The 25,733-nt window shown below is 63.7% G+C and carries 22 protein-coding genes; 17 read left to right on the forward strand and 5 right to left on the reverse strand.

What is annotated here, in order from left to right; all coding sequences use genetic code 11:
* The first annotated feature begins 9 nt into the window (after window positions 1-9).
* The 3 genes from F0M17_RS06475 (at window position 10) to rdgB (ending at window position 2,119) form a co-directional block, all read left to right on the forward strand.
* A complete protein-coding gene (locus F0M17_RS06475) occupies window positions 10-666 on the forward strand; it encodes a metalloregulator ArsR/SmtB family transcription factor (RefSeq protein WP_066137655.1) in 657 nt (218 codons plus the stop codon).
* A gap of 89 nt (window positions 667-755) precedes the next feature.
* Window positions 756-1,490: a ribonuclease PH gene (gene rph, locus F0M17_RS06480; RefSeq protein WP_038992098.1), complete on the forward strand. Its 735-nt coding sequence runs from the start codon at window positions 756-758 to the stop codon at window positions 1,488-1,490.
* A complete protein-coding gene (gene rdgB, locus F0M17_RS06485) occupies window positions 1,487-2,119 on the forward strand; it encodes an RdgB/HAM1 family non-canonical purine NTP pyrophosphatase (protein WP_073707622.1) in 633 nt (210 codons plus the stop codon). Before rph ends, rdgB begins: the two co-directional genes overlap by 4 nt.
* 63 nt (window positions 2,120-2,182) lie before the next feature.
* On the opposite strand, the gene F0M17_RS06490 is transcribed toward rdgB, so the two are convergent.
* Window positions 2,183-3,187 (reverse strand): HNH endonuclease, encoded by a 1,005-nt coding sequence (locus F0M17_RS06490; RefSeq protein ID WP_149596690.1) that lies wholly within the window; start codon window positions 3,185-3,187, stop codon window positions 2,183-2,185.
* Window positions 3,188-3,693: 506 nt separating this feature from the next.
* Here F0M17_RS06490 and F0M17_RS06495 point away from each other — a divergent pair.
* The 5 genes from F0M17_RS06495 (at window position 3,694) to F0M17_RS06515 (ending at window position 7,568) form a co-directional block, all read left to right on the forward strand.
* Window positions 3,694-4,053 carry a GntR family transcriptional regulator gene (locus tag F0M17_RS06495; RefSeq protein WP_038992147.1) on the forward strand — a complete coding sequence of 120 codons (360 nt, stop codon included), beginning with the start codon at window positions 3,694-3,696 and terminating at the stop codon, window positions 4,051-4,053.
* A gap of 29 nt (window positions 4,054-4,082) precedes the next feature.
* Complete coding sequence (locus F0M17_RS06500; RefSeq protein WP_149596691.1) at window positions 4,083-5,000, forward strand: ABC transporter ATP-binding protein; 918 nt, start codon at window positions 4,083-4,085, stop codon at window positions 4,998-5,000.
* Window positions 4,997-5,692, forward strand: a complete 696-nt coding sequence (locus F0M17_RS06505) for a hypothetical protein (RefSeq protein WP_149596692.1) — start codon at window positions 4,997-4,999, stop codon at window positions 5,690-5,692. The genes F0M17_RS06500 and F0M17_RS06505 overlap by 4 nt, the downstream gene beginning before the upstream one ends.
* 158 nt (window positions 5,693-5,850) lie before the next feature.
* Window positions 5,851-6,348 (forward strand): SRPBCC domain-containing protein, encoded by a 498-nt coding sequence (locus tag F0M17_RS06510; protein ID WP_149596693.1) that lies wholly within the window; start codon window positions 5,851-5,853, stop codon window positions 6,346-6,348.
* 218 nt (window positions 6,349-6,566) lie between these two features.
* Entirely contained in the window at window positions 6,567-7,568 is a 1,002-nt protein-coding gene (locus F0M17_RS06515) for an exonuclease domain-containing protein (RefSeq protein WP_073707707.1), read from the forward strand.
* An 86-nt stretch (window positions 7,569-7,654) separates the two neighbouring features.
* Here the strand turns inward: F0M17_RS06515 and F0M17_RS06520 are convergent, their stop codons facing one another.
* On the reverse strand, window positions 7,655-8,593 hold the full coding sequence (locus tag F0M17_RS06520; RefSeq protein ID WP_149596694.1) for a hypothetical protein: 939 nt from the start codon (window positions 8,591-8,593) through the stop codon (window positions 7,655-7,657).
* A gap of 52 nt (window positions 8,594-8,645) precedes the next feature.
* On the opposite strand from F0M17_RS06520, the gene F0M17_RS06525 reads away from it, so the two are divergent.
* From F0M17_RS06525 to F0M17_RS06535, 3 genes are all read left to right on the forward strand, one after another.
* On the forward strand, window positions 8,646-9,812 hold the full coding sequence (locus F0M17_RS06525; protein WP_073707618.1) for an exonuclease SbcCD subunit D: 1,167 nt from the start codon (window positions 8,646-8,648) through the stop codon (window positions 9,810-9,812).
* Window positions 9,809-12,895, forward strand: a complete 3,087-nt coding sequence (locus F0M17_RS06530) for an AAA family ATPase (protein WP_149596695.1) — start codon at window positions 9,809-9,811, stop codon at window positions 12,893-12,895. The genes F0M17_RS06525 and F0M17_RS06530 overlap by 4 nt, the downstream gene beginning before the upstream one ends.
* 112 nt (window positions 12,896-13,007) lie before the next feature.
* Window positions 13,008-14,282, forward strand: coding sequence for an MFS transporter (locus tag F0M17_RS06535; RefSeq protein ID WP_052253862.1), 1,275 nt, complete (start codon window positions 13,008-13,010; stop codon window positions 14,280-14,282).
* A 114-nt stretch (window positions 14,283-14,396) separates the two neighbouring features.
* Here the strand turns inward: F0M17_RS06535 and F0M17_RS06540 are convergent, their stop codons facing one another.
* A complete protein-coding gene (locus tag F0M17_RS06540; RefSeq protein WP_066137671.1) occupies window positions 14,397-15,092 on the reverse strand; it encodes an IclR family transcriptional regulator in 696 nt (231 codons plus the stop codon).
* 267 nt (window positions 15,093-15,359) lie between these two features.
* On the opposite strand from F0M17_RS06540, the gene F0M17_RS06545 reads away from it, so the two are divergent.
* Window positions 15,360-16,700: an MFS transporter gene (locus tag F0M17_RS06545; RefSeq protein WP_149596696.1), complete on the forward strand. Its 1,341-nt coding sequence runs from the start codon at window positions 15,360-15,362 to the stop codon at window positions 16,698-16,700.
* 137 nt (window positions 16,701-16,837) lie between these two features.
* Here the strand turns inward: F0M17_RS06545 and F0M17_RS06550 are convergent, their stop codons facing one another.
* Together F0M17_RS06550 and F0M17_RS06555 are read right to left on the reverse strand one after the other, a co-directional pair.
* Window positions 16,838-17,842, reverse strand: coding sequence for a LacI family DNA-binding transcriptional regulator (locus F0M17_RS06550; protein ID WP_038992119.1), 1,005 nt, complete (start codon window positions 17,840-17,842; stop codon window positions 16,838-16,840).
* A 113-nt stretch (window positions 17,843-17,955) separates the two neighbouring features.
* Window positions 17,956-19,644 carry a glycoside hydrolase family 13 protein gene (locus tag F0M17_RS06555; protein WP_149596697.1) on the reverse strand — a complete coding sequence of 563 codons (1,689 nt, stop codon included), beginning with the start codon at window positions 19,642-19,644 and terminating at the stop codon, window positions 17,956-17,958.
* Between the two features lie 266 nt (window positions 19,645-19,910).
* On the opposite strand from F0M17_RS06555, the gene F0M17_RS06560 reads away from it, so the two are divergent.
* The 5 genes from F0M17_RS06560 to F0M17_RS06580 all read left to right on the forward strand — a co-directional run bounded on the left by F0M17_RS06560 (window position 19,911) and on the right by F0M17_RS06580 (window position 25,713).
* A complete protein-coding gene (locus F0M17_RS06560; protein ID WP_038992122.1) occupies window positions 19,911-21,179 on the forward strand; it encodes a maltose ABC transporter substrate-binding protein in 1,269 nt (422 codons plus the stop codon).
* Window positions 21,180-21,294: 115 nt separating this feature from the next.
* Window positions 21,295-22,890: an ABC transporter permease subunit gene (locus F0M17_RS06565; protein WP_149596698.1), complete on the forward strand. Its 1,596-nt coding sequence runs from the start codon at window positions 21,295-21,297 to the stop codon at window positions 22,888-22,890.
* Window positions 22,890-23,804, forward strand: a complete 915-nt coding sequence (locus F0M17_RS06570) for a sugar ABC transporter permease (RefSeq protein WP_149596699.1) — start codon at window positions 22,890-22,892, stop codon at window positions 23,802-23,804. The genes F0M17_RS06565 and F0M17_RS06570 overlap by 1 nt, the downstream gene beginning before the upstream one ends.
* Window positions 23,805-23,905: 101 nt before the next feature.
* Complete coding sequence (locus tag F0M17_RS06575) at window positions 23,906-24,895, forward strand: hypothetical protein (RefSeq protein WP_149596700.1); 990 nt, start codon at window positions 23,906-23,908, stop codon at window positions 24,893-24,895.
* 62 nt (window positions 24,896-24,957) lie between these two features.
* Window positions 24,958-25,713 (forward strand): TetR/AcrR family transcriptional regulator, encoded by a 756-nt coding sequence (locus F0M17_RS06580; protein WP_121866578.1) that lies wholly within the window; start codon window positions 24,958-24,960, stop codon window positions 25,711-25,713.
* Window positions 25,714-25,733: the final 20 nt, after the last annotated feature.

A 25,733-nucleotide genomic window follows, 5' to 3' on the forward strand; every position in this document is an offset into this window, starting at 1 on the left:
AATTTGGCCATGTCGAGAAAACTGAACTTGCACCAAGATGCGGTCATCAAATCGCTCAACGATCCGGTGCGGCGCCAGCTGTTCGAGTTCATTTCGCAAAGCACGCAACCGGTAGGACGCGAGGCGGCAGCCAAGGCCGCGGGAATCAGCCGGACCCTGGCGGCCTACCACCTGGACCGGCTGGCCACCGCAGGATTGCTGGCCGTGACCTTCGCCCGGCCTGAAGGAAGAACCGGGCCCGGCGCCGGGCGCACGGCCAAGCTCTACGCGCTCGCCCAATCCGAAGTGTCGGTGAGCCTGCCAGCGCGCAACTACCGGCTGCTGGGCAGCTTGCTGGCCCAGGCGGCCAGCGCCGACACCTCGGGGGCCGTGCTCGCTGCGCTGCATCAGGCAGCACGCGGCGAAGGCAGGAAACTCGGCCAGGGCGGCGACGGGCTCGTTCCGCTGCTCGATGAGCTGGGCTATGAGCCCGAAGTGGATGAGCACGGGGAAATATCCATGCGGAACTGCCCATTCCACCAGGTCGCCCAGCAGCAAACCGAAATGGTCTGCTCGATGAACTACGAACTGGTTTCCGGCGCCCTGGAAGGTTGCCAGCTGGACTGCGGCAGGGCCGAGCTGAGCCCGCAATCTGGCCGGTGCTGCATCGTGGTGCATCCGCACTAGCGGCCGCGAACGGCCCACGAGGTGCATTTCACCGTAACGCGCGGCGCCGCCCGTGCGGATCGCGGGGCGCACGTGGTTAGGATGGAACCATGACTTTACGCGCTGACGGCCGAGGAGCCGCGCAACTTCGAGACATCACCATCACCCGCGGCTGGTCCGCTCAGGCCGAAGGCTCGGCCCTGATCGAATTCGGCAACACCCGCGTGCTGTGCACCGCTTCCTTCACCGAGGGCGTGCCGCGCTGGCTCAAGGGCGAAGGCACCGGCTGGGTCACCGCTGAATACGCGATGCTCCCGCGTGCCACCAACACCCGCAACTCCCGCGAGTCGGTCAAGGGCAAGCTCTCCGGCCGCACCCATGAGATCTCCCGCCTGATCGGCCGCTCCCTGCGTGCCGTGGTGGATACCAAGGCGCTGGGCGAAAACACCATCGTGCTGGACTGCGATGTCCTGCAGGCCGACGGCGGCACCCGCACCGCAGCGATCACCGGCGCCTACGTGGCGCTGGCGGAAGCAATCTCCTGGGCCCGTTCGCAGGGCATCGTGAAGCCCGGCGCCAAGGTGCTGACCGACTCGGTGGCAGCAATCTCGGTGGGCATCATCGACGGCACCCCGATGCTGGATCTGCCCTACGAGGAAGACGTCCGCGCCGAAACCGACATGAACGTCGTGGTCACCGGATCCGGCGACTTCGTCGAGGTCCAGGGCACCGCCGAGGGCGTGCCCTTCAAGCGCGAAGAACTGGACGCCCTGCTGGATCTGGCTCTGGGCGGCACCAACGAGCTGGCCGAAATCCAGCGCGAGACCCTGAACAGCACCAAATGAGCAAGCCGGTACTTGTCCTCGCCTCGCGCAACCAGGGCAAGCTGCGCGAATTGCGCGAACTGCTGCGCGGAAAGGTGCCGGGCCTGGACGTCGACACCCAGGTCATCGACGCCGCCACCGCGGGAGCTCCCGATCCTGTCGAAGACCAGGTCAGCTTCGCCGGCAACGCGCTGAAGAAGGCCCGCGAGATCTCGGCATCCACCGGACTGGTGGCGCTCGCCGATGATTCCGGCCTGAGCGTTGATGTGCTCGGGGGAGCGCCGGGCATCTTCTCGGCCCGCTGGTCCGGAGTGCACGGCAACGACGAGGCGAATATCGATCTGCTGCTCGGCCAGCTTGGCGATATAGCCGCCGAGCATCGCGGAGCGCAGTTCGTCTGCGCCGCGGCGCTGGCTGCCCCAGGCGGAGCCGAGCACGTGGAACTCGGCACGGTCGAGGGCGTGCTGCGCACCGAGCGGGCCGGAGAGCATGGCTTCGGCTATGATCCGATCTTCGAACCTGCGGGGGCCGGCAAGTCCATGGCCGAGCACACTCCGGAGGAAAAGAACGCGATCTCGCATCGCGCTCGCGCCTTCGCCGCCTTGCTGCCTAGCATCATCGACGAGGTGACCAAGGCCCTGGCCAAGTAGCACCAAGGCAAGGACAGCAGAACGCCGGCACATCCAATTCAGGATGTGCCGGCGTTCTTGTGCTCAGCGCTGCAGGTTCTGCCCGTATATTGCCCAGGCCTGGTGCGGCCGGTCATCGAATTCGGCCACCAGGTACTGGGTTTCGCAGGCGCGGCACTCCCATTGCGATGGAGGCCCGAAAGGCATCATGCATCCAGCGGTGACGAATTCATCATCATCTGGCCCGAAACTGGGCATGCCCCAGATGACCTTCCGCGGATTGCGTTCCCCGCAGGCGGGGCAGGCAGGTTTCGCGTAGTTGCGCAGCTGCTGCAAGGTTGGCTGGTGGGCCATCTGGTGGCAGTCGCCGCACAGCAGCACCAGCTCATCCACGTGGTCCTGGATCTCCCAGCGCAGGCCGTCCTGATGGGCCTGCGGCAGGTGGATCTGTGGGCGGGCAGAGATGTCCCGCTCGCAAATTTCGCAGGCCAGCGGCTGGCCCGGCGCGCTGCGCTGGAGAATGGCAGCAACGCCCAGCACCCGGTTGGCCTTGGCCGGCTTCGACGGCGAGCATGCGCCCGCGGTGACGAAGATCGGGCGCGGGCGTTGGAGCAGCTCCCGGATGCCGTCCAGAATCTTATCGGCCAGCGGATCGTCCAGGTACCGCGAACGCCGTGGCAGCTTCTCGCCGATCATGGACTCGATGTCGGCCACCGAAATGGGATCAGTGAAGGTCGCCAATGCAGTGAAAGTGAGCTTTCCGGGTTCCTCCGAACTGGCGATTTCCAAGCTGGCAACCAACGCCGGAGTGCTCTCCAATGCCGTCAGGATCAGATCTCCCGCTTGCATGGTTTCCGGCAAATTCCAGAGGTAATTCTGGTTCACCTGCCCCAGAGCTGCAGCTGATTCCAGGGGCTTGGCCTGTCGGCACCAGTAGACCGACTGGCCTGGTTCGCGGACCAGCAATCCGGGTTTCACTGCCCCAAGGTTCGGACGGCGCAGGGGATAGTCGTCGGTGATGCAGCTGGGACGGTGCCCGGCATAAGCGCGTTCGGTCTGGATCCTGGTGATCAGTTCACGTCGGCTCATACGCGCAATGTCTTCACCGCTGCAATCGGGGAAGCACGCCTTGAACAGCTCGAGCAGAACTTGGCGGTCCAGCGCTCCAAGAAGCTGATCTGGTATCTCAAGTCGGTTGAAATCTTCTTGCATGGTCCCTCCCATAAATGCCTGCAACACGAGGAGGGCTGTTGGCCTCCAAGTGCGCGAGCGCAATTTTCCGAACCAGACCTGGCCAGTTTTTCGCTGCCCGCGCTCGTGTTCCACGGTTTCGGGCTGGGCGTACAACTCTCCCGGTCGGGCGGTTTCCAATCAGGGCTTCACCACTGTGAACGCAGCATCGATGGTGCGCGTGCAGGGCTACCTTTCTTGGCAAGTCCCAGCTTAGATGCCGTGGCGGACAGTATGGAGCCCCTAATTTCCACGGGAATTCTGCCGCTCCGTACTTGCGCAGAACTTCCCGAGGTTCTATGGTTAGTTACATGAGTAACTAACCCACTAACTAACCTGGTGGGATGAGCACGGAGGGAGCCAGCATGATTGATGATTCAAAACCGATCTTCATGCAAATTGCTGAGCTGATTGAGAACGACATCATTTCTGGTGTTCTGGCGGAAGAAGCGCAAGTTCCATCAACCAATGAATTCGCAGCGTTCTACCGGATTAATCCGGCCACAGCAGCCAAGGGAATCAACCGGCTCGTGGAAGATGGGCTGCTCTACAAGAAACGGGGAATCGGCATGTTCGTCACCGAAGGAGCGCCGCAGCGGCTGCGAGCGCAACGCCGCGAGAAATTCCAGCAGCAATTCATCGCGCCATTGACCGCAGAAGCTTCCAAGCTGGGCATTGGCGTGGATGAGCTGGTCGCCATGATCAAGACCGGCTCGGAATCTTGAAACATCTCTACAGCACAGGGAGGAACGACATGCCACGCACGACAGCAATCGCCACACGCGAACTGAGCAAGACCTACAAGGACGTGAAAGCGCTCGACAACGTCACCCTGGATCTGGAGCCGGATCGGATCTACGGGCTGCTTGGACGCAACGGAGCTGGCAAGACCACGCTGATGTCCATCCTGACCGGGCAGAACTATGCAGACCACGGCACCGCCGAAATCTTCGGCCACGCCCCGTTCGAGCATGATCCGACGCTTTCGCGCATCTGCTTCATCCGCGAATCCCAGAAATACCCCGATGACTTCAAGGTCCACCAGGCATTCGAATCCGCAGCCCTGTTCTTCGAGAACTGGGACGAGGATCTGGCCCAGGAGCTCGTCGAAGCGTTCGCGCTGCCGATCAAGCGGAGGATCAAGAAGCTCTCCCGCGGGCAGCTGTCCGCCGTTGGCGTCATCATCGGCATGGCCTCGCGGGCCGACATCACCTTCTTCGATGAGCCCTACCTCGGCCTGGACGCGGTAGCCCGGCAGATCTTCTACGACCGCCTTGTCGAAGACTTCGCTGAATACCCACGCACCATCGTGCTCTCCAGCCACCTGATCGACGAAGTCGCCAACCTTCTCGAACACGTCATCGTGATCGACAAGGGGCAAATCGTCATCGACTCGGATGCCGAAGAGCTGCGCGGCACGGCGGTCACTGTCACTGGTGACGCCGCCAAGGTCCAGGAATTCATCGGCACCGCGCAGGTATTGCATCGCGATGCGCTCGGCGCTCTGGCCAGCGTCACGATCAAGGCCAAGCTGGATGCGGACCAGCGCGAGCAGGCGAAACTCATGGGCTTGGACCTGAGCTCCGTGTCGCTGCAGCAATTGGTGGTGCGCAGCGCATTGAGCGGCACCACGGCACAAAGGACAGAAGAACGGACGGAGGCAAGAAAATGAACCGCGTCATCAAAGTTGCCCGCATGCAACTGATCAACAAGGGCACCTTCATCGGAATTCCGCTGATCATCCTGGGTGCATCATTCCTCTTCACCATGGCCATCTGGTGGCTGGTCCGGCGCAACGGCGGAGACGGGGCAATGTACAGCGGCGGCGCCCAAGCGCCCATGTGGTACTTCTTGGCCCTGGGAATCCAGTCGCTGACGTTGACCTTCCCGTTCTCCATGGCCATGAGCATTTCGCGGCGTACCTTCTATCTGGGCACCGTGGCACTGTTCTCCGTATGCGCGCTGGCGCTCTCGGTGTTCTACTACGTGATGGGACTGCTGGAAGTTGCTACCGATGGTTGGGGCATGGGCGGACAGTTCTTTGCGCTGCAATGGATTGCGGATAACAACTGGCTGGTCCAGATCCTGTTCTACTTTGTGCTGATGGTGCTGCTGTTCATGATCGGATTCCTGGCAGCGACCATCTACATGAGGTGGCGCACCACTGGCATGGTGGCATTCTTCATCTGCTTGGGTGTGCTGGTGCTGGGGATCATCGCCCTGATCACCTTGACCAACTCCTGGGGTGAGTTCTGGAGCTGGGCACTGACCTGGACCGCCGCTGGAGTGACCTTGTGGGGCGGTATTGTCGCCCTGCTGATGGCTGGCGGCTCCTATCTCACCTTGCGCAAGGCTACCGCGTAGCCCGTCTGCTGGCCGGGTCCAAGACCATGAAATGAGCGCTGGTTTCTTTTCCATTCGGGAGGGAAGCCAGCGCTTTTTGCTATTCTTCAATCACTGCCGGCGAAGGCGTTGGAATAGCCAGTGCCGCGGTGGCAGTGGAGCAACCCAGGAGTACAGCCATGAGCGCTACGCCCACCGGAAACCGCACCGCGCACGGCGCGCTGGAATTGCGCCGCGTGTTCACCGAATCCCCGGGCAGGATCTGGCGCTATCTGGCCGATTCCGAGTACTTGGCGCTCTGGTTCGGATCCTGGCACGGGGATCCAAAAAGCGGCGCCGTCGAGGTAGTGCTGCTGGCCGAAGAGGAAGCGCCCGCCGAACGCGTGGAGATCTTGCAGTGCGATCCGCGCACGCGACAGCTGCAGGTGCGCACTGGAACCGGCGATTCGGTTTGGCAGCTGGAGCTGAAGGTAGAGGCATCGGGCCAGGGCAGCTGCCTGGTCTTCCAAATGCCGGGGCTTGACCCGCAGCAGGCCGGGTCCATCGGGCCGGGCTGGGAGTTCTACCTTGATCGGCTGGCCGCGGCGGTGGACGGAACCGACGTGGCGAGCGTAGTCTTCGAGCCCGATTACTATCCGGCGCTCAGCGAGTACTACGAGAAATTGTTCCGCAGCTGACTTCCGGGCACACCAAAAGCGAGGTTGCCGGTTCCGCATGTGAGATGCCCGGCCTCGGGCTTGCGCCGCGCGGGCCGGCGATTACTTGATATCCACAGGTCAATTCCGGGACTGCAGTGAATTGCCACCACGGTATCGCCCTGCGAAAACCCCGCCGGGCACGGCGCGCGCGTCACACCCATGCCGGTGCCAGCGATAAAGCGAGTAAGCTATTGGGCGTGGCATTGGACTTCACAGCAGTAGATTTTGAGACAGCAAACGGTTTTATCGGCTCCGCCTGCTCGGTGGGCCTGGTCAAGGTGCGCTCCGGGAAAATCGTCGAAACCGAGCAGTGGCTCATGCAACCGCCGGCCGGATTCGACCACTTCGACCCGCGCAATGTCTCGATCCACCACATCACCCCCGACATGGTGAGTGCGGCGCCACGGGTTACCGACAAGATTCCGCAGCTGCTGGAATTCATCGGATCCGATGTGCTGGTGGCCCACAATTCATCTTTCGATTCGGGCGTGATCCGCGCGGCCAGCGAGGCCGGCGAAGTCGCCGTGCCGGAAATCGCGCACCTGTGCACCGTTAAGCTCTCCCGCAAGGCCTACGACCTGCCCAGCTACTCGCTGCCGTTCGTTGCCGAAGAAGCCGGGCACCCGATCGAGAACCACCACGAAGCGCTGGCCGACGCCGAGGCCTGCGCGTGGGCGATGATCGACATGTCCCTGCGCAGCGCACAGCCCTCGGTGCTGGATACGGCAGACCACTATGGCGTCCGGCTGAGCCTGACCCAGGCCTGGCAGCCAGGCGACGAACTGTCCCGCGCCACCCGCGACGCGCAGGGCTGGCTGGCCGCAGGCAACCCGCTGCCGCCGCAGGATGCCTTCAACAACTGGCCGCAAGAAGGCCCGAACCCCAAGCCGAGCGAGAACGCGGATCCAAGCCACCCGCTGTTCGGCCAGATCATGGTGTTCACCGGCAACCTGTCCATGCCGCGCCCCAAGGCCAAGGAATTGGCGGCCGAGCACGGAGCGCAGACCGCCTCGCGGGTCACCCGCGCTACCACCGCGCTGGTGGTCGGCGACGGCTTCGTCCCGGAGGACCTGGCCACCGGGCGGCTGACCAACAAGGCCAAGCACGTGCTGCGGCTGCGCGAAAAGGGCCAGCGGGTCAGCATCATCTCCGAAGGAGAATTCATGCAGATGGTGGGCGGCTTCGGGCTGACTGCCTAGCAGCCAAGAAAAGCAGAAAAGAAACCTCCGGCCGGCACAGATCGCTCTGTGCCGGCCGGAGGTTTGTCATGCTCCCCTTCGGGCGCCTAGACGAGCAGCGCCATCCAGCGGTCATGCAGCTCGGAGATGATGTCATCCAGCGCGCTAGCGGGGCGCTCGCCGACAGCTTCGGTGCCGTAGACGGCGGCCAGCAGCGCAACAGCGTAGGCATCCACCTCGGGATCCCTCACGGCTGCTTCCTCGGCGGCAGCCGCCGGGGCTGCTTCCACGTCCGATGCGCCGTCCGCTTCGGCCGCCTGCTCGCCGAAGTAGGCGTCATAGGCTTCCTGTCCGGACAGCGAGATGTTCTCGCCGATCTTGGTGGCGACCTCGCGCAGCGCATCGGCCGATGGGCCTTCGAGGCCATCGAGCAGCGCGGCCCATTCTCCGGCAGACGCCTCGGAGCGTTCCATGGCCGAGCGGATGATCTTCGCCGCGGCCACGGCGGTCTTGGCCGCCTGGGCGTCGTGGGTGAGGAAGGCCGCCGAACGGGCCAGCGTCTCGGTGGTGCCCAGCGGGACCCGGGCCAGCAGCGCGGTCACCGCGGCGCGCGGCAGCACGCCGGTGGAGTCGGCGCCGGCACCGGTTGGACGCCCGGGCTGCCCCATGTCGGAGCTGTCCAGGCCGGCCAGGTTCTGCGGATCTCCGTCGTGGATCTTCTCGAAGATCTCGACGTTGGAAAATTCCTTGTCGATCCAGCGGCCCAGCGGTTCAGGGGTACGGTCCGGGAAGGAACCGGTGATCTTGCGGTAGCCGCGCAGGGCGGCAAGCCACATGCAGGCCGCTTCGTCGCTGGCTACACCGTCATGGGCCCATTCCAGCGCTTCGAGCAGGCCGTCGGCCAGGTAGAGCGGGAGGATTTCGGTGGCTCCGGGATCAATGTCGTCACGGGCGTGGGTTGCGCCATCGGCCAGGCCGAGGAGGATCGCAAACACCTTGTCTGAGTAGTTCTCTGGCAGGAGTGCAGTTTCACCGGTTTCATTCACAACCCCCATTCTAATGTCCAAGTTGTCCGCGGCATTGCATAAGGTTGGACACATGCGATTGCTTCATACCTCGGACTGGCATTTGGGCCGCACCTTCCACGGAGCCTCCCTGATCGAAGCGCAGCGGGCAGTGCTGCAGGAAATCATCGACATCACCATCAGCCAGCAGGTTGACGTGGTGCTGATCTCCGGGGACATCTATGACCGGGCGCTGCCGCATGTGGATGCCGTCCAGCTGTGCAACTGGGTGCTGCGCGAGCTGCGCGCCACCGGGGCCAGTATCGTCATCACCAGCGGCAACCACGACTCGGCCTCCCGCCTGGGCTTCGGCGCCGATCTGCTGGATTCCGCCGGGGTGCATATTATCGCCGATACCCAGCGCATGCTGCAGCCGGTGCTGCGCGATGCCGGCGACCACCAGGTGGCCATCTATGGCATCCCGTACCTGGAACCGCGCATGGTGATGGAACGCCTGGGCGTCGCCAAGGCCAGCCATGAAGCGGTGGTGCAGGCGGCCATCGCGCAGATCGACGAGCATCTGGAGCAGCTGCGGGCGGGTCAGAAGCCGGTCGTTTCCATCGCTATGGCGCACCTGTTCGCCGCCGGCGGCATCGGCAGCGACTCGGAACGCGAATTGAGCACCGGCAACCTCGACGTGGTGCCGGCCGAGCTGTTCGAGCACTTCGACTACTCGGCCCTGGGCCACCTGCACGGACGGCAGAAGGTCAAGGAGCATGTGCGCTATTCGGGCTCGCCGCTGGCCTACTCCTTCTCCGAGGCCACCCAGCGAAAGGGCGTATGGCTGATCGAGACCAGCGCCTCTGGCATCGAGTCCATCGAGGAAATCCTGCTGCCGGTGCCGAAGAAATTGGCCATCCTCAAGGGCAAGCTCGCCGAGCTGCTGGCCGACCCGGACCTGGAGTCCGCCGTGGGGGCCTGGTGCCAGGTCACGCTGACCGACAGCGAGCGCCCCGCCGACGCGATGGCAACGATCCGAACCCGTTTCCCCGACACCGTGGTGCTGAACTTCGCTCCCGAAGGAACCGGGGAAAAGGAGCAACCGGCCAGCTATGCCGAGCGCATGGCCAAGGCAACCAGCACCGAGCAGGTGGTGCGGGACTTCGTGGAGCACGTCCGCGAACGCGCCGCCGATGACCCCGAACGCGAAGTCATCGACTCAGTCATCCAAGCCACCCGAGAGGCACAGGTCAGCCAGTGAGAATCCACCGACTCCAAATCCAGGCTTTCGGTCCCTTCGCCGGCACCGAAGAAATCAATTTCGATGAACTGGCCGACGGCGGGCTGTTCCTGCTCGATGGCCCCACCGGGGCCGGCAAGTCCAGCATCCTGGACGCGATCTGCTATGCCCTGTACGGCGCGCTGCCCGGAAGCCGGGCGGGCAGCCGGCAGATCCGTTCCGACCACGCCCCGGCGGGACTGGCCCCGGAGGTGGTCTGCGAGCTGACCATCGGCGACCGGCGGTTCGAGGCCACCCGTTCCCCGGCGTGGATGCGCCCCTCCAAGCGCGGCAAGAACAAGACCACCGAGCAGAAGGCCGCCAGCTTCCTGCGCGAATTCACCGATGCCGGCTGGCAGGAACTGTCCACCCGCAATGACGAGGTGGGCCACATCCTGGGCAGCCTGCTGGGCCTGGACCGCGAGCAGTTCACCAAGGTGGTCATGCTGCCGCAGGGCGGCTTCGCCGACTTCCTGCGGGCCAAGGCCAAGGACCGCGAAGAGCTGCTGGCGAATCTCTTCGACACCAGCGGCTATGCGCGGATCGAAGATGAATTCGCTGCCCGCCTCTCTGAAGCGCGCAAGCACACCGAAAGCGTGGAAGCGCGCCTGAGCGCCAGCGAGGAAGCCATCCACTCGGCCGCCCGGTCATTCCTGGCCGGCCGCGAAACCGCCGACGAGCTGGTCGGCACCGAGTTGGACGGCGCCGAGGGAGCTGGCCAGGAGCAGGCGGGCGAGGATGCGGCGCAGGCCGAGCAGTTCGCCGGTTATCGCCGCCGGATCGCGGTGATCCTCCAGCGCTCGGCCGACGAAGCGGCCGCCCTGCGCACCGAGAAGACCCGCACCCGCGAGCAGTCGCAGGCACTGGAAGAGCGGCGACGGATTTTTGCTCGCCTGGCCGAGCTGCAGGGGATGCAGGCAGGCTACGCTGAAAAGCATGAGGCTGCCGTGGCCGCTGGCACCCGGTTGGAGGCCGATGCCAAGGCCGGGGCGGTGCGCGCCTATTTGAACCAGCTCCATGAGGCGACCGCGGCGCAGGAGCAGGCCAACCAGTCCTGGCTGCGCAGCCAGCAGTGGCTCGAAACCGAGACGGGGCTGGAGCCCGGTGCCGATGCCGACGGCCTGGAACAGCTGCGCCTGCCCGCCCAGCAGGCTGCCGAGGAACTGGCGGTAGCCGAGGCCGCCCTGGAAGATGAGCAGCGCCGCGATCTGCTCGCCGGCCAGGCGCGCAAGGCCGCCGAATTGGCTGCCGAGCATGAGAAGACCCGGGCCCAGGCCGAAACCGAGGTGGGCCTGCTCAAGGCAGAACGCGAGACGCTGGAAGCCGGGGACCTGGACCTGGTGGCCGCCAATGAAAAGCTCCAGCAGGCCAAGGCACGCGTCCTGGAGCTGGAGACCAGGATCAAGCACGCCACCGAGCGCGACGCGCTGGAACGCAAGGCGCTGGCCGCCCGTGAGAAGGCCAGCGCGCAGGAACTGGTCATTGCCGGTGCCGCCAAGTCCCTGCTCGAGTTGCGCACCGAACAGCTGGCCCAAAGCGCCCTGCGCTTGGCCGCCGCGCTGGAAGACGGGCAACCCTGCCTGGTCTGCGGTGCGCAGGAGCATCCCGCCCCGGCACAAGCCGATGCCGACGCCCTGCTGATCGACGATGCGCAGATCCAGGAACTGGAGGCCGCGGAGGCTGCGGCACGCACCGCCGGGCAGCAGGCCGCGCAAGCGCGCGACATGCTGGTGGCCAAGTTCCAGACCGCCCAGGAAGCGGCCGGCGAGGCCTCGGTCGCTGACCTGCGGGCAGAACTCGCCACGGCCCAGGGACTACTGGAACAGCTGCGCAGGCAGCAGGCAGAGATCGCCGCCCGCGTGGCCAAGCTGGATGCGGTGCGCCAGCGTACTGAAAAGCACGCTGCGCGGGCCAACCAAGCCGCACTGGAACATGCGACGGCGAAGCAGCAGGCGCAGTCCTTGGATTCCCAGCTGGCTGAGCTGGATGCCAAGCTGGCGCAGCTGCGCCAAGGCCGGAAGAACCTGGCCGAGCTGGTGGAGGAACTGGCAAAGAAGTCCAACGGGCTGGCCAGCGCAGTGCAGCACCTGCGCCGCCTGATCGACGCCGCCGAGGCCGTGCGGAAAGCGGAAGCCACCTGGAACAGCCAGTGCACCGCCGCCGGTTTCGAGAACCTGGCTGCCTTCGAGGCGGCCCTGCTGGAAGGCGCTGAACGCGATCGCCTGCGCCAATTGCAGCGCGCGGATGCGGATTTGGCCAGCGCCATCGCCACGCTCCAAGCGTCCCAGGACTGCCGTAAGGCCCAGGAACTTGCAGGGCAAGGCATCGCCGCACCCAGCGAGGAAGATCTTGCCCAATCGCAGGTGCTGGCAGCCCAGGCCGAAGAACGCTTCGAGGCGGCACGGGAAGAGGAAATACTTGCCCAGACCCAGCTGGCTCGCCATGAGCAGGCCACCAGCGACCTTGCACGCCAGCGGTCCGAGGCAGGTCCGGTGATCGAAGCCTATCGCCGGCTGCGCTCCCTGGCAGAAGTGGTGCGCGGCGGGGGAGAGAACCTCTACAAGATGACGCTGAGCACCTATGTGCTGGCAGCTCGCCTTGAGGAAGTGGCCATCGCCGCGACGCAGCGCCTGGACGTGATGTCCGGCGGACGCTACTCGCTGCACCATGATGATTCCAAGCAGGGCAACGCCAAATCCGGGCTGGGGCTGCAGGTGCTCGATTCATGGACCGGCAAGCGCCGCGAGACCCAGACGCTTTCCGGGGGCGAGACCTTCATGGCCTCGCTGGCGTTGGCCTTGGGCTTGGCGGACGTCATTTCCCACCACTCCGGCGCCGTGGACATGCAGACGCTCTTCGTGGACGAAGGCTTCGGTTCGCTGGATGCCGAGACGCTGGAAGAAGTCATGCTGGCCTTGGAAAACCTGTGTGCAGGGGGCCGGACCATAGGCCTGGTCTCGCACGTTGCAGAGATGAAGCAGCGGATCACCAACCGGATATCGGTGGTCAAGACCCAGCATGGTTCCACCATTGAATGCGAAGGCGCTGTGATCTTGGCTGGATAGATTGGACTTGCCTTGGGGCAGTAGCTATCTTGAAAGTAGTGCCATCAGGCATGTTTGGGAAATTTGTGCGTCGGGGGGTGTGGGACGACGCACGCTTCGTCATGGAGTTTTGTTGACTCAGCATACTTTGTCGAAGGAAAACAGTGAGGAATCCGAGAAAATGTCCGGATACTCCGCGTTAGTTCCTTTGGTGGGAGCACCGTTCCTGCCACTCACTTTCCTTGCACGTCTCCCGCTCGCGATGCTCACCATCGGGTCCATGACCCTGGTGACCGCAACCACCGGCTCCTATGCCATGGGCGGCCTGGCCGCGGCCATGGTTGGCCTGGGATCCGCCGTGGGCGGCCCCAGCATCGGCTATCTGGCCGACCGCGTCGGCCAGCGCCCGGTCTTGACCACTGTCGCCGTCATCCACACGATCCTCCTGGTGGCCCTGACCCTCTTCGGCAATTCCGGCCCCGACATGTCCGCGGCGCTGCTCGCAATCCTGTGCCTTGCCACCGGTGCCACCGGCCCGCAGGTCGGTCCGATGTCCCGTGTCCGCTGGATCTCCATCACCCGCCAGCAGAAAAAGAATCACAAGGTGCTGTCGGCGGCCCTGAGCCTTGAATCGATGTTCGATGAACTGGGCTTCGTCTTCGGCCCGGTGGCCGTCGGCCTGCTGGCCTCCTTGGTGGATCCGGTGTTGCCGCTCTACCTCGCCGCGCTGTTGACCCTCGTGCTGGTGCCGGTCTTCGCCTCGCACCGTACAGGCCATGCCGTGAAGCCGGTGAAGAATACCGAACACGCGCCGAAGGTCTCGATCAGCGGCGCGCAGGTTGCCTCGATCGGAGCCCTGATCCTCGGCATGGTGGCGCTGGGCACGGTCTTCGGGTCCTCGGCAGCCGGTACCCTGGCCTTTGCCGGCGCGCAGGGCGACTCCAACTCCGGTGGCCTGCTTTATGGCGCCATGGGCTTCTCCAGTGCGATTGCTGCAGTCTCCGTGGCAGCGTGGCCGCAATCCTTCAAGCAGATCAACCGCTGGATCCTGTGCGGCGCGGCACTGACGGTGCTCAGCTTCGGGATGCACGTGGCCGGCAATGTGCCGCTGATGCTGCTGGCCCTGTTCATCGCAGGCTTTGCCGTGGGGCCAGTGATTGTCACGGTCATGACCCTGGGCGGTGAAGTCGCTCCACCGCAGCGCCTGTCCACCGTGATGACCATGCTCTCTGCCGGCATCGTGGTGGGAACCGCGATCGGCAACGGACTGGCCGGCGTTTTTGCCGAAACCCTGGGCTATCTCGGCGCCTTCTGGGTCTCCACCGGTGGCGCGCTGGTGATCTTCCTGGCCGCTGTGGCAATGAAGCTCATCGTCGCGAAGTCTCCGTCGCTGGCCCGCGTCCGCTAGGGAGCGAACGCCAAGAACCGTGCATCCGGCCGCCATGGCCGGATGAGCAGAATCCCGTGGCACTGCAGCCATCAAGGTGCAGTGCCACGGGATTTCGTTCTGTGCCGGGAATTCCTAGTGCGCGAGCTTGTCGCTGATGCGTGCCGCCGCGTGCTTGAGCTCCTCGATCATGCGCTCGTAGTTGCCGGCCGTGCTGGTCGCGAAGACCACGGCCAGCGCCGCCGGGGTTTGCCCCGAATGCTGGATCGGAACGGCAATGGACTTCACGCCCTGGATGACTTCATTCTCGCTGGTGGCATAGCCGTCAACCCGTGCCTGGGTGGCAGCGTCACGGTACTCGATGCCCGTGTCCAGCGCATCCCACTCGGCCTTGGTGTAGCGCGACTGGATTGCGATGCCGGCGGCTCCCACGTCCATGCCGTGCACCGAACCCGGGCGGTGGACAATCGCGCGCTGGGAGTTCAGCGGGGAGACCGACTGCAAGGTGGTGCACAGGTCATGTTCCCAGACGGCCACGAAGGTGGTCATGGACAGTTCGTTGGCCAGTGCGTTGAGCTCGGGAGCGGCGGCCGCCTGCAGATCGCGCTGGACCGAGCGGGCAAGCACGGCCAGGCCGGAGGCCGAGCGGATATGGCCGGCCTCATCGCGGTTGAGCAGGTGATGCTGTTCCAGGGTGCGGATGATCCGGTAGGCGATGGATCGGTGGACTTCCAGCTTCGCGGCGATTTCCGCGATGGATAGGTTCACCGGGGAATTGGCGACGATTTCAAGGACGCGGATTCCACGCGAAAGCGTCTGGGAGGTAGGCATTGATCTTCAATCCGGCCTGCGGCGTTGCGGGAACGTCGTCGAGGCCTGCTTAGTGAGCCTGGGGACCAGGAAGGTCCGTGATCTATCTTCGATTTTAGTCGTTCTCTATTAGAACACCGAATTCGCTGGCGGGGCAGGTCGCAAAGTGCCTGCCTGCATGGGTCACGTTTGGGGCAGATCTTGTGATCCGCTTCACTCTGCGCTTATGATGGTGTGCGACATATAACCGTCCGAACGGTCGGTATACTACTCGCAAAAGGTCTTCACATGTCATCGACTGTCTCTCGCACCCAGGAGGAGCGCCGGGTACTTGCCGGCACCCTCGTGGGCACCACCATTGAGTGGTACGACTTCTTCATCTTCGCCCAGCTCACCGCGACGCTGCTGACCCCGCTGTTCCTCGAGCCCCTGGGCGAGTCGAACCCGGGCATCGCGCAGATCCTTTCCTTCGCAATGATCGGCATCTCCTTCTTCTTCCGTCCGCTCGGCGCAGTAGTTGCCGGGCACCTGGGCGACCGCTACGGACGCAAGCGCATCCTGGTGCTCACCCTGATCCTCATGGGCATTGCCACCGCTGCCATCGGCCTGCTGCCAACCTACGCATCCATCGGCGTGGCCGCGCCAATCCTGCTCGTGCTGCTGCGCGTGATCCAGGGCTTCTCGGCCGGCGGCGAATGGGGCGGCGCCGCCTTGATGGCGGTAGAGCATGCACCGAACCACCGCCGCGGCTACTTCGGCGCCTACCCGCAGATCGGTGTGCCTATCGGCATGATCCTGGCTACCGGCCTGCTGTACATCCTGCGTGTTGCCATGAGCCCGGAAGACTTTATCGCCTGGGGCTGGCGCATCCCGTTCCTGCTCTCCATTGCGCTGATCTTCGTGGGCTACATGATCCGCCGTGCGGTCGAGGAATCCCCGGTCTTCAAGCAGCTCTCCCAGCGCAAGGCCGCCGAGCACACGCCGTTGCGCGAACTGATGACCGGCCACACCAAGCAGGTCCTGCAGGCTGCGCTGATCTTCATCTCGAACAACGCCGCCGGCTACCTGGTCATCGCGTTCTTCATCTCCTACACCACCAAGGTACTGGAAATGCCGGTTGCGCCAATCCTCTTGGCCACCACCATTGGTTCGGTGGGCTGGCTGATCTTCACCCTGGTCGGCGGCTGGCTCTCGGATAAGATCGGGCGCCGCGCGACCTTCGTGATCGGCTACGCGCTGGTCTTCGTCTGGATGATCCCGATGTTCATGCTGGTCGATACCGGCAACATCGTGCTGTACACCATCGCCATCTTCGTGCTGACCGTTGGCCTGGGCCTGTCCTATGGCCCGCAGTCGGCAATGTACGCGGAAATGTTCCCTGCACAGATCCGCTACTCGGGCATCTCCATCGGCTATGCGCTCGGTGCTATCCTAGGTGGTGCCTTCGCTGCCACCGTGGCGCAGATCCTGCTGGAGACCACCGGCGCTTCGGTCTCGATTGCCGTCTACATCATGGTGCTGACCGTCATCTCCGTGGCGGCCGTGCTCTGGGTGGGCGAGACTCGCGGACGCAACCTGCATCTGGAAGAAGTCGAGGGCGAACAGGCCGACTCGACTGTGGTGCACTAATTCCACAGCAGCGCGATGCCCGCGCGGGCACTGGATCAAGCGATCCGGTGCCGGCGCGGGCATTTGCGTGTTCGGCGATCGGCGATATCGATGGCAGCCAGTGGAATCAGCGGGCTGGTGAATCCCTGTCCAGGCTGCTAGGCCGGTCGGGTGGTCGATGAGCGCACGACCAGCCGATGCTCCAATTCGTGGGCCTGTGCCGGTTCCTCTCCGCGGATTGCCCGCAGCAGCATCGCGACCGCCAACTGACCCTGCTCATGCGGTCGCTGCTCGACGGTGGTCAAGCCGAAAAGTTCGGCAAGGTCATGGTTGTCTACGCCGACCACCGAGAGATCCTGCGGAAGCTGCAATCCGAGATCGCGCGCGGCCAGGATGGCGCCGATGGCCATTTCGTCACTGGCCGCGAAGATTGCGGTGGGCCGGGACGCCGGGTTGCCCAGCAGCTGCTTGGCCACTGCGTAGCCCTGGGGCAGGGTGAAGTCGGCGCTCACAATCAGCGACTCATCCACTTCAAGCCCAGCCTCGGCCAGGGCCCGCTCATAGCCGGTGCGGCGGTGCGTGGGCACCAGGAAGTCCACATCGGTTTCCGCGTTTCCGCCGATGAAGCCGATGCGTTCATGGCCTAGGGAAACCAGGTGCCCGGTCGCGAGGGCCGAGATCGCTTCGTCGTTGACATGCAGCGTGGGCACGCCGGGCAACGGGCCGCCCACGCCAACCAAGGGCTTGTCAACCGCCAGCAGCGCCTGGACCTCGTCCTCGGCCAACTCGACATTGACCGCGATGACCGCATCTACCCGCTGGCGCAGCAGGAAATCGGAGAAGATCTTCTCGCGCTGGGTGCGGTCCTTGGTCAGCTGGTAGAGGGTGGTGTCATAGCCCTCGTCCATCAGGCGGCTGGAGATGCCTTCCAGCACGCAGGCATAGAACCAGTGGTTGATCACCGGAACGAGCACGCCGATATTGCGAGTGCGGCCCGATGCCAGCCCGGACGCGGAGGAAGAGACCACGTAGCCCAGTTCCGCGGCGGCACGCTGCACCGCCTCCTGCGCGGCCGCGGAGACCGAACCCCGCCCAGATAGCGCGCGAGAGACGGTGGCAATGGATACGCCAGCGGCTTGCGCGACGTCCTTGATTCCGGCCACTTCATGTCCTTCCTTCATGCCAGTAGCCGCGGCTGGGGGAAATCTCTTTCCCATGGCCACGGCTACTGCCTAACGTTACCCGGTGCGGCTGCTGCCGGAAACTTGATTGCTCCCTATGCCAGCTGGAACCAGATGGCGGTTTCGCCCGGGATCATTCCCGGTTCCGCGGACTGCTCCATTTGGCTGCGCACCAGCTCGGTGGCGCTGTGCGCCTGCACCGGCATTGGCAGGGGGGTTGCGGCGTAGTTGGCCACGACCAGCACGTTGCCGTTGGCGAAGGCCAGGACCTCGTCCTCGGCGCCGTCGATCCATTGAAGGGTGCCGGTGCCCAGCGCGTGGTCCTGGCGCAGCTGCAGCAGGCGGCGGTACAGGTTCAGCGTGGAGGACTGGTCTTCGAGCTGCGCATCGCGGGCGTAGGAATCCCAGCCGGCTGGCTGCGGCAGCCAGCTTTCACCGGTCGAGCTGAAGCCGAAGGCCGGCTTGCCGCTCTCCCATGGCAAGGGAACGCGGCAGCCATCGCGGCCATAGCGTTCGCCATTGGTGCGGAACCAGGTCGGATCCTGGCGCGCATCATCTGGCAGGTCGATTGCTTCCGGCAGGCCCAGTTCCTCGCCTTGGTAGAGGTAGGCGCCGCCCGGCAGGGCCAGCATCAGCGTGCTGGAAGCGCGTGCGCGGCGCAATCCGACGGCAGGCTCTGGCAGGTTCGGGGTGTTCGGGCCAATGCCCTCGCCCTGCGGGTTCTCATCGGTCAGCGCCAGGCGGGTCGCATGGCGCACCACGTCGTGGTTGGAGAGCACCCAGGTGCTCGGTGCGCCGACCTTGCCGAACTCCTGAAGGGACTCGTCGATGGTCTTGCGGATCTGCTTGGCATCGAAATCGCAGGAGAGGTACGGGAAGTTGAATGCCTGGTGCATCTCGTCGTTGCGCACCCACTCCGCCATCAGCGACAGGGGATTGACCCATGCCTCGGCGCAGAGCACGCGGTCGCCCTCGTACTCGTCCATGACCTTGCGCCAGTCGCGGTAGATTTCATGCACGCCGTCCTGGCCCCACCACGGAGCCAGTTCTTCGGTGCCGCCCATCGAAGCTGCCATGGGGTCCGGCGTGAAATCGGGCAGGCCTTCGGCCTTGATCAAGCCGTGGGCCACGTCGACGCGGAAGCCGTCGGTGCCCCGATCCAGCCAGAAGCGCAGGACGTCGCGGAACATCGCGCGGACTTCCTCGTTGTGCCAGTTGAAGTCAGGCTGCGAGGAATCGAAGATGTGCAGGTAGGACTGGCCGGTGCTGCCATCCGGGTTCCTGGTTGCGGTCCACATCGGGCCGCCGAAGACCGAACCCCAGTTGTTCGGGTGTCCGGTTTCCGGGGTGTCCTTGAAGATGAAGCGGTCGCGTTCGGGGGAGCCGGGAGCTGCCTGGAGCGCCTCCTGGAACCATGGGTGCTGGTCCGAGCAGTGGTTCGGGACCAGATCGATGATGACCTTCAGACCCAATTCATGGGCCCTGGCCACCATCGCGTCGTAGTCTTCCAGGGTTCCGAACAGCGGATCCACGTCGCAGTAATTCGAGACGTCGTATCCGGCGTCCTTCTGCGGGGAAGTGAAGAATGGCGAAAGCCAGATCGCGTCGACCGAAAGCTGCGCGATGCTTTCCAGGCGTTGGGTAATTCCGCGCAGGTCGCCCATGCCATCGCCATTGGAATCGGCGAAGGAGCGCGGGTAGATCTGGTAGATCACCGAGGAGCGCCACCACTGCGCGTTTTCGGCCTGCACAGGGAAATCAGCTGCTGTACGAATTGAAGTCATGACGGTAACGATAAATGATCGAACGCAGAATGTAAACGCTTGCAATTATGATCTACGGATTACGCCTCCTGAGTTGCCGTGATTCCACGTAAGGGTGATTAAAACTGATTTTATGGCTACTCTTGTCAAAGCTGATGATCTATGCCACGCTGTAAACGCTTACAAATATGGTGTTACTCGCACCACTTACGACCCGACCGGTAGCCATAGCTGATATCGCGGCCAGCCCGGTCCCTGATGACACAGTTGTCACGAAAGGACATCCCATGAAGGTGAACAAACACCCTTGGCTTCTTGGCGGAGCGTTGACGGCGATTGCCGCACTCTCTCTCACCGCTTGCGGCGGGTCCGCCACCAGCGAACCAGCAGCATCTTCGAGCCCGGCCGCCGCGGAATCCTCCCCGGCAGCCGCTTCCGGCGGCAAGCTGACCGTCTGGGTCGATGCCAACCGCGAACCAGTGCTGAAGGAAGCCGCCGCAGACTTCGAGAAGCAGTCCGGTGTCAAGGTGGACCTGGTGATCAAGGACTTCTCCAAGATCCAGGAAGACTTCCTGCGCCAGGTGCCAACCGGCAAGGGGCCGGACATCACCATCGGTGCCCACGACTGGCTGGGCAACCTGGTCAACAACGGCGTGGTCCAGCCGGTTGAACTGGGCGGCAAGGCCGGCGAGTTCCAGGATGTGGCAGTGACCGCGATGAGCTACGAGGGCAACACCTACGGCGTTCCGTACGCCACCGAGAACCTGGCCCTGCTGCGCAACGCGGATCTGGTCGACGAAGCCCCTGCGACGTTCGATGAGATGATCGCCGCCGGCGAGAAGGCCGACACCGAATTCCCATTCCTGGTGCAGGTCTCTGATGTTGGCGATCCATTCCACGCCTACCCATTCCAGACCTCCTTCGGCGCACCGGTGTTCGGCACCGATGAAAAGGGCGCCTACGATCCGGCCGACCTGCAGATCGGCAACGAAGGCGGCATCGAATTCGCCAAGTGGCTGGCTGAAGAGGGCGAAGAAGGCAACCTGAAGACCAGCATCGACGGAGACATTGCCAAGGAGAAGTTCGTCTCCGGCGACTCGCCATTCTTCCTGACCGGTCCATGGAACGTGGACGCTGTCGAAGACGCTGGCATCAATCTGGAAATCGATCCGATTCCATCGGCTGGTGGCGAGCCAGCCCAGCCTTTCGTCGCAGTCCAGGGCTTCTTCGTTTCCTCGAAGACCGAGAACCTGCTGGCAGCAACCGAATTCCTGACCAACTACATCGGCACCGAGGAAGTTCAGACCGAGCTGTACGAGGTAGGCAACCGACCGCCAGCCAACAAGGCGGCCTTCGAAGCTGCCAAGTCCGATGAGACCATCGCCTCCTTCGGCGAGGTCGGCGCTAACGGCGTTCCGATGCCGAACATCCCTGAAATGGCGGCCGTATGGGAGTTCTGGGGTGTGGCCGAGGCCGAGATCATCTCCGGCAAGGCTGATCCGGCCAAGCGCTGGAAGCAGATGACCTCGGACATCGAGAAGGCCATCTCCAAGTAGTACCGCCTGCCACCAGGCACACCGATGGCGCTGGGGACGGAAGGCGATCCTTCTGGCCCCAGCGCCTGCAATCCAGCAGCATTAGCTGCACTTGATCGACAGGGACATCTGGAAGATGACAAAGACTGCCCACCAGGGGCCGCAATCAAGCACCGAGGAGACGAAGCCCAAGCTGTCACCGGCGGCCAGGCGCTTCGCCAACGCCACCAGCACCTCCGTTGGCGCCATGCTCGCCAAGATCATCCTGGTGGCAATCGTCGATGCGACGGCCATCTTCGCGGTTTTCACAGCGCTGGGGCGCGAAGCCTGGGTGATCGCCTCGGCGATCGCCGTGATCACCGTGCTGATCAACGTGATCTACTTCAAGCGCGGCTGGCTACCGGCCAAGTACCTGCTGCCGGGCACCATCTTCCTGCTGATCTTCCAGGTCTTCGTGATCGGCTACACGGGGTACATCGCCTTCACCAACTACGGGTCGGGACACAACTCGGATAAGGACGATGCGATCACCGCGCTGCTGCAGTCCAACCAGAACCGCGTCGAGGGAAGCGCTGGCTACCCGGTGTCCATCCTCGACGGGCAGGACGGGCTGGCGATGCTCATCGAGCGCGATGGCCAGCAAATGCTCGGCGACGCGGATCAGCCGTTCGCCCCGGTCGATCCTGCAGCCCTGGGGGACTACTCCGAATTGGCCTTCGGCGATCTGCTGGGTCGCCAGCAGGAGGTCACCTCGCTGACCGTTCCGGTCAGCGAGAACCCTGCCGATGGCACCCTGCGCACCAGCGACGGGCGCACCGCATACCAGTACACCTCGTCCCTGAAATACGACGAAGCCGCCGACACCATGACCGATCAGAAGACCGGCGTGGTGTACCAGGACACCGGCGTCGGCGCGTACACCGCCGAAGATGGCACGCAGCTGATGCCCGGCTGGTCCATCAACGTGGGCTTCGACAACTTCACCCGCGCGGTCACCGACTCCTCGATCCGCAACGCCCTGTTCTCCGTCACCGTGTGGACATTCGCCTTCGCCTTCTTGTCGGTGGCAACCACCTTCTTCCTGGGCCTGTTCCTCGCAATCGTCTTCAACGACATGCGCATGAAGGGGCGGAAGATCTACCGTGTCATCTCGATCCTCCCGTACGCCTTCCCGGCGTTCTTGGGCGGCCTGGTCTGGGCCGGCATGCTCAACCGCGACTTCGGTTTCATCAACCAGGTGCTGCTGGGCGGGGCGCAGATCCCGTGGCTGACCGACCCGTGGCTGGCGAAGTTCTCGGTGCTCTGGGTGAACCTGTGGCTCGGCTTCCCGTACATGTTCCTGGTCTGCACCGGCGCGCTGCAGTCCATTCCGGATGAGCTCTCCGAAGCGGCCACCCTCGATGGGGCGAAGCCATTTCAGATCTTCCGCTTGATCAAGCTGCCGCTGCTGCTGGTCTCGGTAGCTCCGCTGCTGATTAGCTCCTTCGCGTTCAACTTCAACAACTTCAACGTGATCTACATGCTCACCGAAGGCGGGCCGCGCCTGCAGGATGCAGGATTGAACGTGGGATCCACCGACATCCTGATCTCCATGGTCTACAAGGTGGCCTTCGTCGGCTCGCAACGCGACTACGGCCTGGCCAGCGCCTTCTCCATCATCATCTTCGTGATCGTCGCGATCATCTCGATTATCAGTTTCAAGCAGACAAAGGCACTGGAGGAGCTGAACTAATGAGCACCCAAATCACCGGCCGTCCCGCGGTACGCACGCCCAGGGAGCGGGCACCGCGGCGAGGCTTTGGCAAATGGTTCGCCACCACCGGCTGGCGCCACCTGATCGGCGTAGCCCTGTGCATCTATGCGGCGTTCCCGTTGCTCTATGTGCTTTCGGCATCGCTGAACCCCAACGGCACCCTGCTGTCCTCCAACGGCTTCTTCACCACCGTCGGCTTCAACAGCTATGTGGAGCTGTTCCAGAACGAGCAGCGTCCCTTCGGTGCTTGGTTCGTGAACACCTTGTTCATCGGCCTGACCACGGCCGCCGCCTCCGTGTTCCTCGGGGCGCTGGCCGCCTACAGCTTCTCGCGGATGCGTTTCACCGGGCGCCGCGTGGGCCTGGTCAGCCTGCTGGTCGTGCAGATCTTCCCGCAGCTGCTGGCAGTGGTGGCGATCTTCATCCTGCTCACCTCGCTGGGAGATGTCTTCCCGGTGTTGGGCATCGACAGCCAGATCGCCTTGATCATGGTGTACCTGGGCGGCGCACTGGGAGTGAACACCTACCTGATGTACGGCTTCTTCAACACCGTTCCAGTGGAAATCGATGAAGCGGCGAAGATCGATGGTGCCGGCCACGCCCGCATCTTCTTCACCATGATCCTGCGCCTGGTGGCGCCGATCCTGGCAGTTGTCGGCCTGCTGTCCTTCATCTCCAGCACCTCGGACTTCGTCATCGCCTCCGTCATCCTGGTCTCCCCGGAGAACCAGACGCTGGCCGTGGGCCTGTACTCCTACGTTTCGGAGGAGTTCACTTCCAACTGGTCGGTCTTCGCCGCCGGCGCGGTGCTGGCAGCAATCCCGGTGATGGCGCTGTTCCTGTTCCTGCAGAAGTACATTGTCGGCGGGCTCACCGCCGGCGCAGGCAAGTAGCGCTCGAGCACCTCTACGCTGCTCGAAAAGGGGGCAACGCCACTGGCGTTGCCCCCTTTTCCTGTGCTGGCCAAGCGCTCGGAGCACGTAGAGTAAATGGCATGAAGCCCTACCTGCCGCGCGCCGCCCGCAACTATTTGGAGCAACTTCGCCGGGCCTTGGATTTCTTGTCGCTGGAAGAACGCAACGAGGTCATTGAAACGACCAAGCAGGAGATTCTCCGCCTGCCGGGCGGCGGACGCCGCAAACGCGATCTGGTCCGCCTGCTTGGCGAGCCTGCATCCCGTGCGCGCAAATTCGAACGCCATGAGCCCGAAGCCCTGGAAGTCAGCAGCGGCAAGCACTTCCTGACGCGCATCCTGGCATGGCCAATCTTCGCGCTTGCCTTGCTCACCCTGATGGTGGTGCTCTTCGCCCCGCCCCAGACCGCCTTGGTCGAGGGGCAAGGCTTCGGATTTGTTGCCGGGGGAGCAAGCGGCTTCCTGGGGGAACTTGAATTGCTGATCGGCTCGCAGCTGCTTTGGCTGGCCTTCATTCCGGCCATCCTCAGCCTCGTGCCGTTGTGGCTTCCGAATATTGCCGGCACCATCATCCAGATCCTAGGGGCGGTGATCATGACCGCCATCTGCGTGGCCGGTGGCGGAACGCTCGCTCTCTACTTCGTCCCGGTCACCGTGCTGCTCTTGGCACAGGTATTCACCCCGCTGCTGATGATGCGTGGTTCCATGGCCAGGCCAGGGCCAGCCTGGCTCATCTGCGCTGCCGTGCTGCTGATCCTTGTTGTCGGGTATGCCAGCTACCAGGGGCTGGCTGGATTCAGCGGTGCACCGTGGCTGATTGCTGCTCCGGCCGCGCTGCTGGCTGTGCTGGCGCTGCTGCTGCCGTTCCGCTGGAAGCTGGCCCATATTGCCCTGGGGGCAGCCGGCCTGCTGGTGATGGCTGCTGGATTCGTCGCCGCGCTGCCCGGAACCTACGGCGCAGTTCTAGCGTGGCCATGGCTGGCTGGCGGGATGGGCTTCGCCGTAGGCCATCTCGCGGTAGCCGCGGGCATGTGGCATGAGCGGGCCAGGAAGTTGCTGGCCCTATTTTAGCGTTTTCAGGTCTTGTGGTGCTTTATGGGATTTTCCATAGGGAATGCGTATATCCTCTTGGCATGGCCGAAAATAAGGAAAAATCCTCTCCTGAACCTATAAAACGAGGTCGCGGGCGCCCGCGCAAGGACTCCGAGTTCCAGACCCTGAGCAAGGATCAGATTGCCCAGAAGGCATTGGAAATAGCCGGTGCCGAGGGCTATGACGCGCTGACCATGCATCGTCTTGCGACCGAATTCAATGTCACCCCGCGGGCGTTGTACAACTACGTGGCTGACCGCCAGGAAGTCATCAACCTCGCTGTATCGCGTTTCATATCGATTAATCCGCTGATTGAATTCGACTGCAACGACTGGAAGCGTGGTGTGACCGAAGCCTACAATGCGACGCGCAAGGCCTACCGCGCCTACCCCCGGGCATCGCAGATGGCGCTCGACGAAAAGCTCAAGGTCGAGCCCGGCCCATTCCGCAACGAATTGATGGAACGGATCCTAGCGTTCTACGTGGATATCGGATTGACGCTCAAGCAGGCTGTAGCGCTGGTCCGCGCGCTGGAACGGGACGTCCTGGGTTTCGTGATGCATGTGGATTACTACTACGACCGCCGCTCAAAAGACAGACCGGACTATGTGAGCTCGCTGGTGCCGCTCCAATTGCTTGACGCCTACCCGGAAGTTCCCACGCCGCTGGCACGCCAATCCCTCGAGTTGCCTCAGCAAGACAGCGACGACCTCTTCGAGGAAGTTATCGAGTTGAGGTTGCTGGCCATTGCACAGATGCTCGAGCTCAATCGCACCGCCGAGAATCCCGAACAGTGAAAAGCACGTCGACAGGGAAT

Source organism: Glutamicibacter sp. ZJUTW, from assembly GCF_008370855.1.
GTDB lineage: Bacteria > Actinomycetota > Actinomycetes > Actinomycetales > Micrococcaceae > Glutamicibacter > Glutamicibacter nicotianae.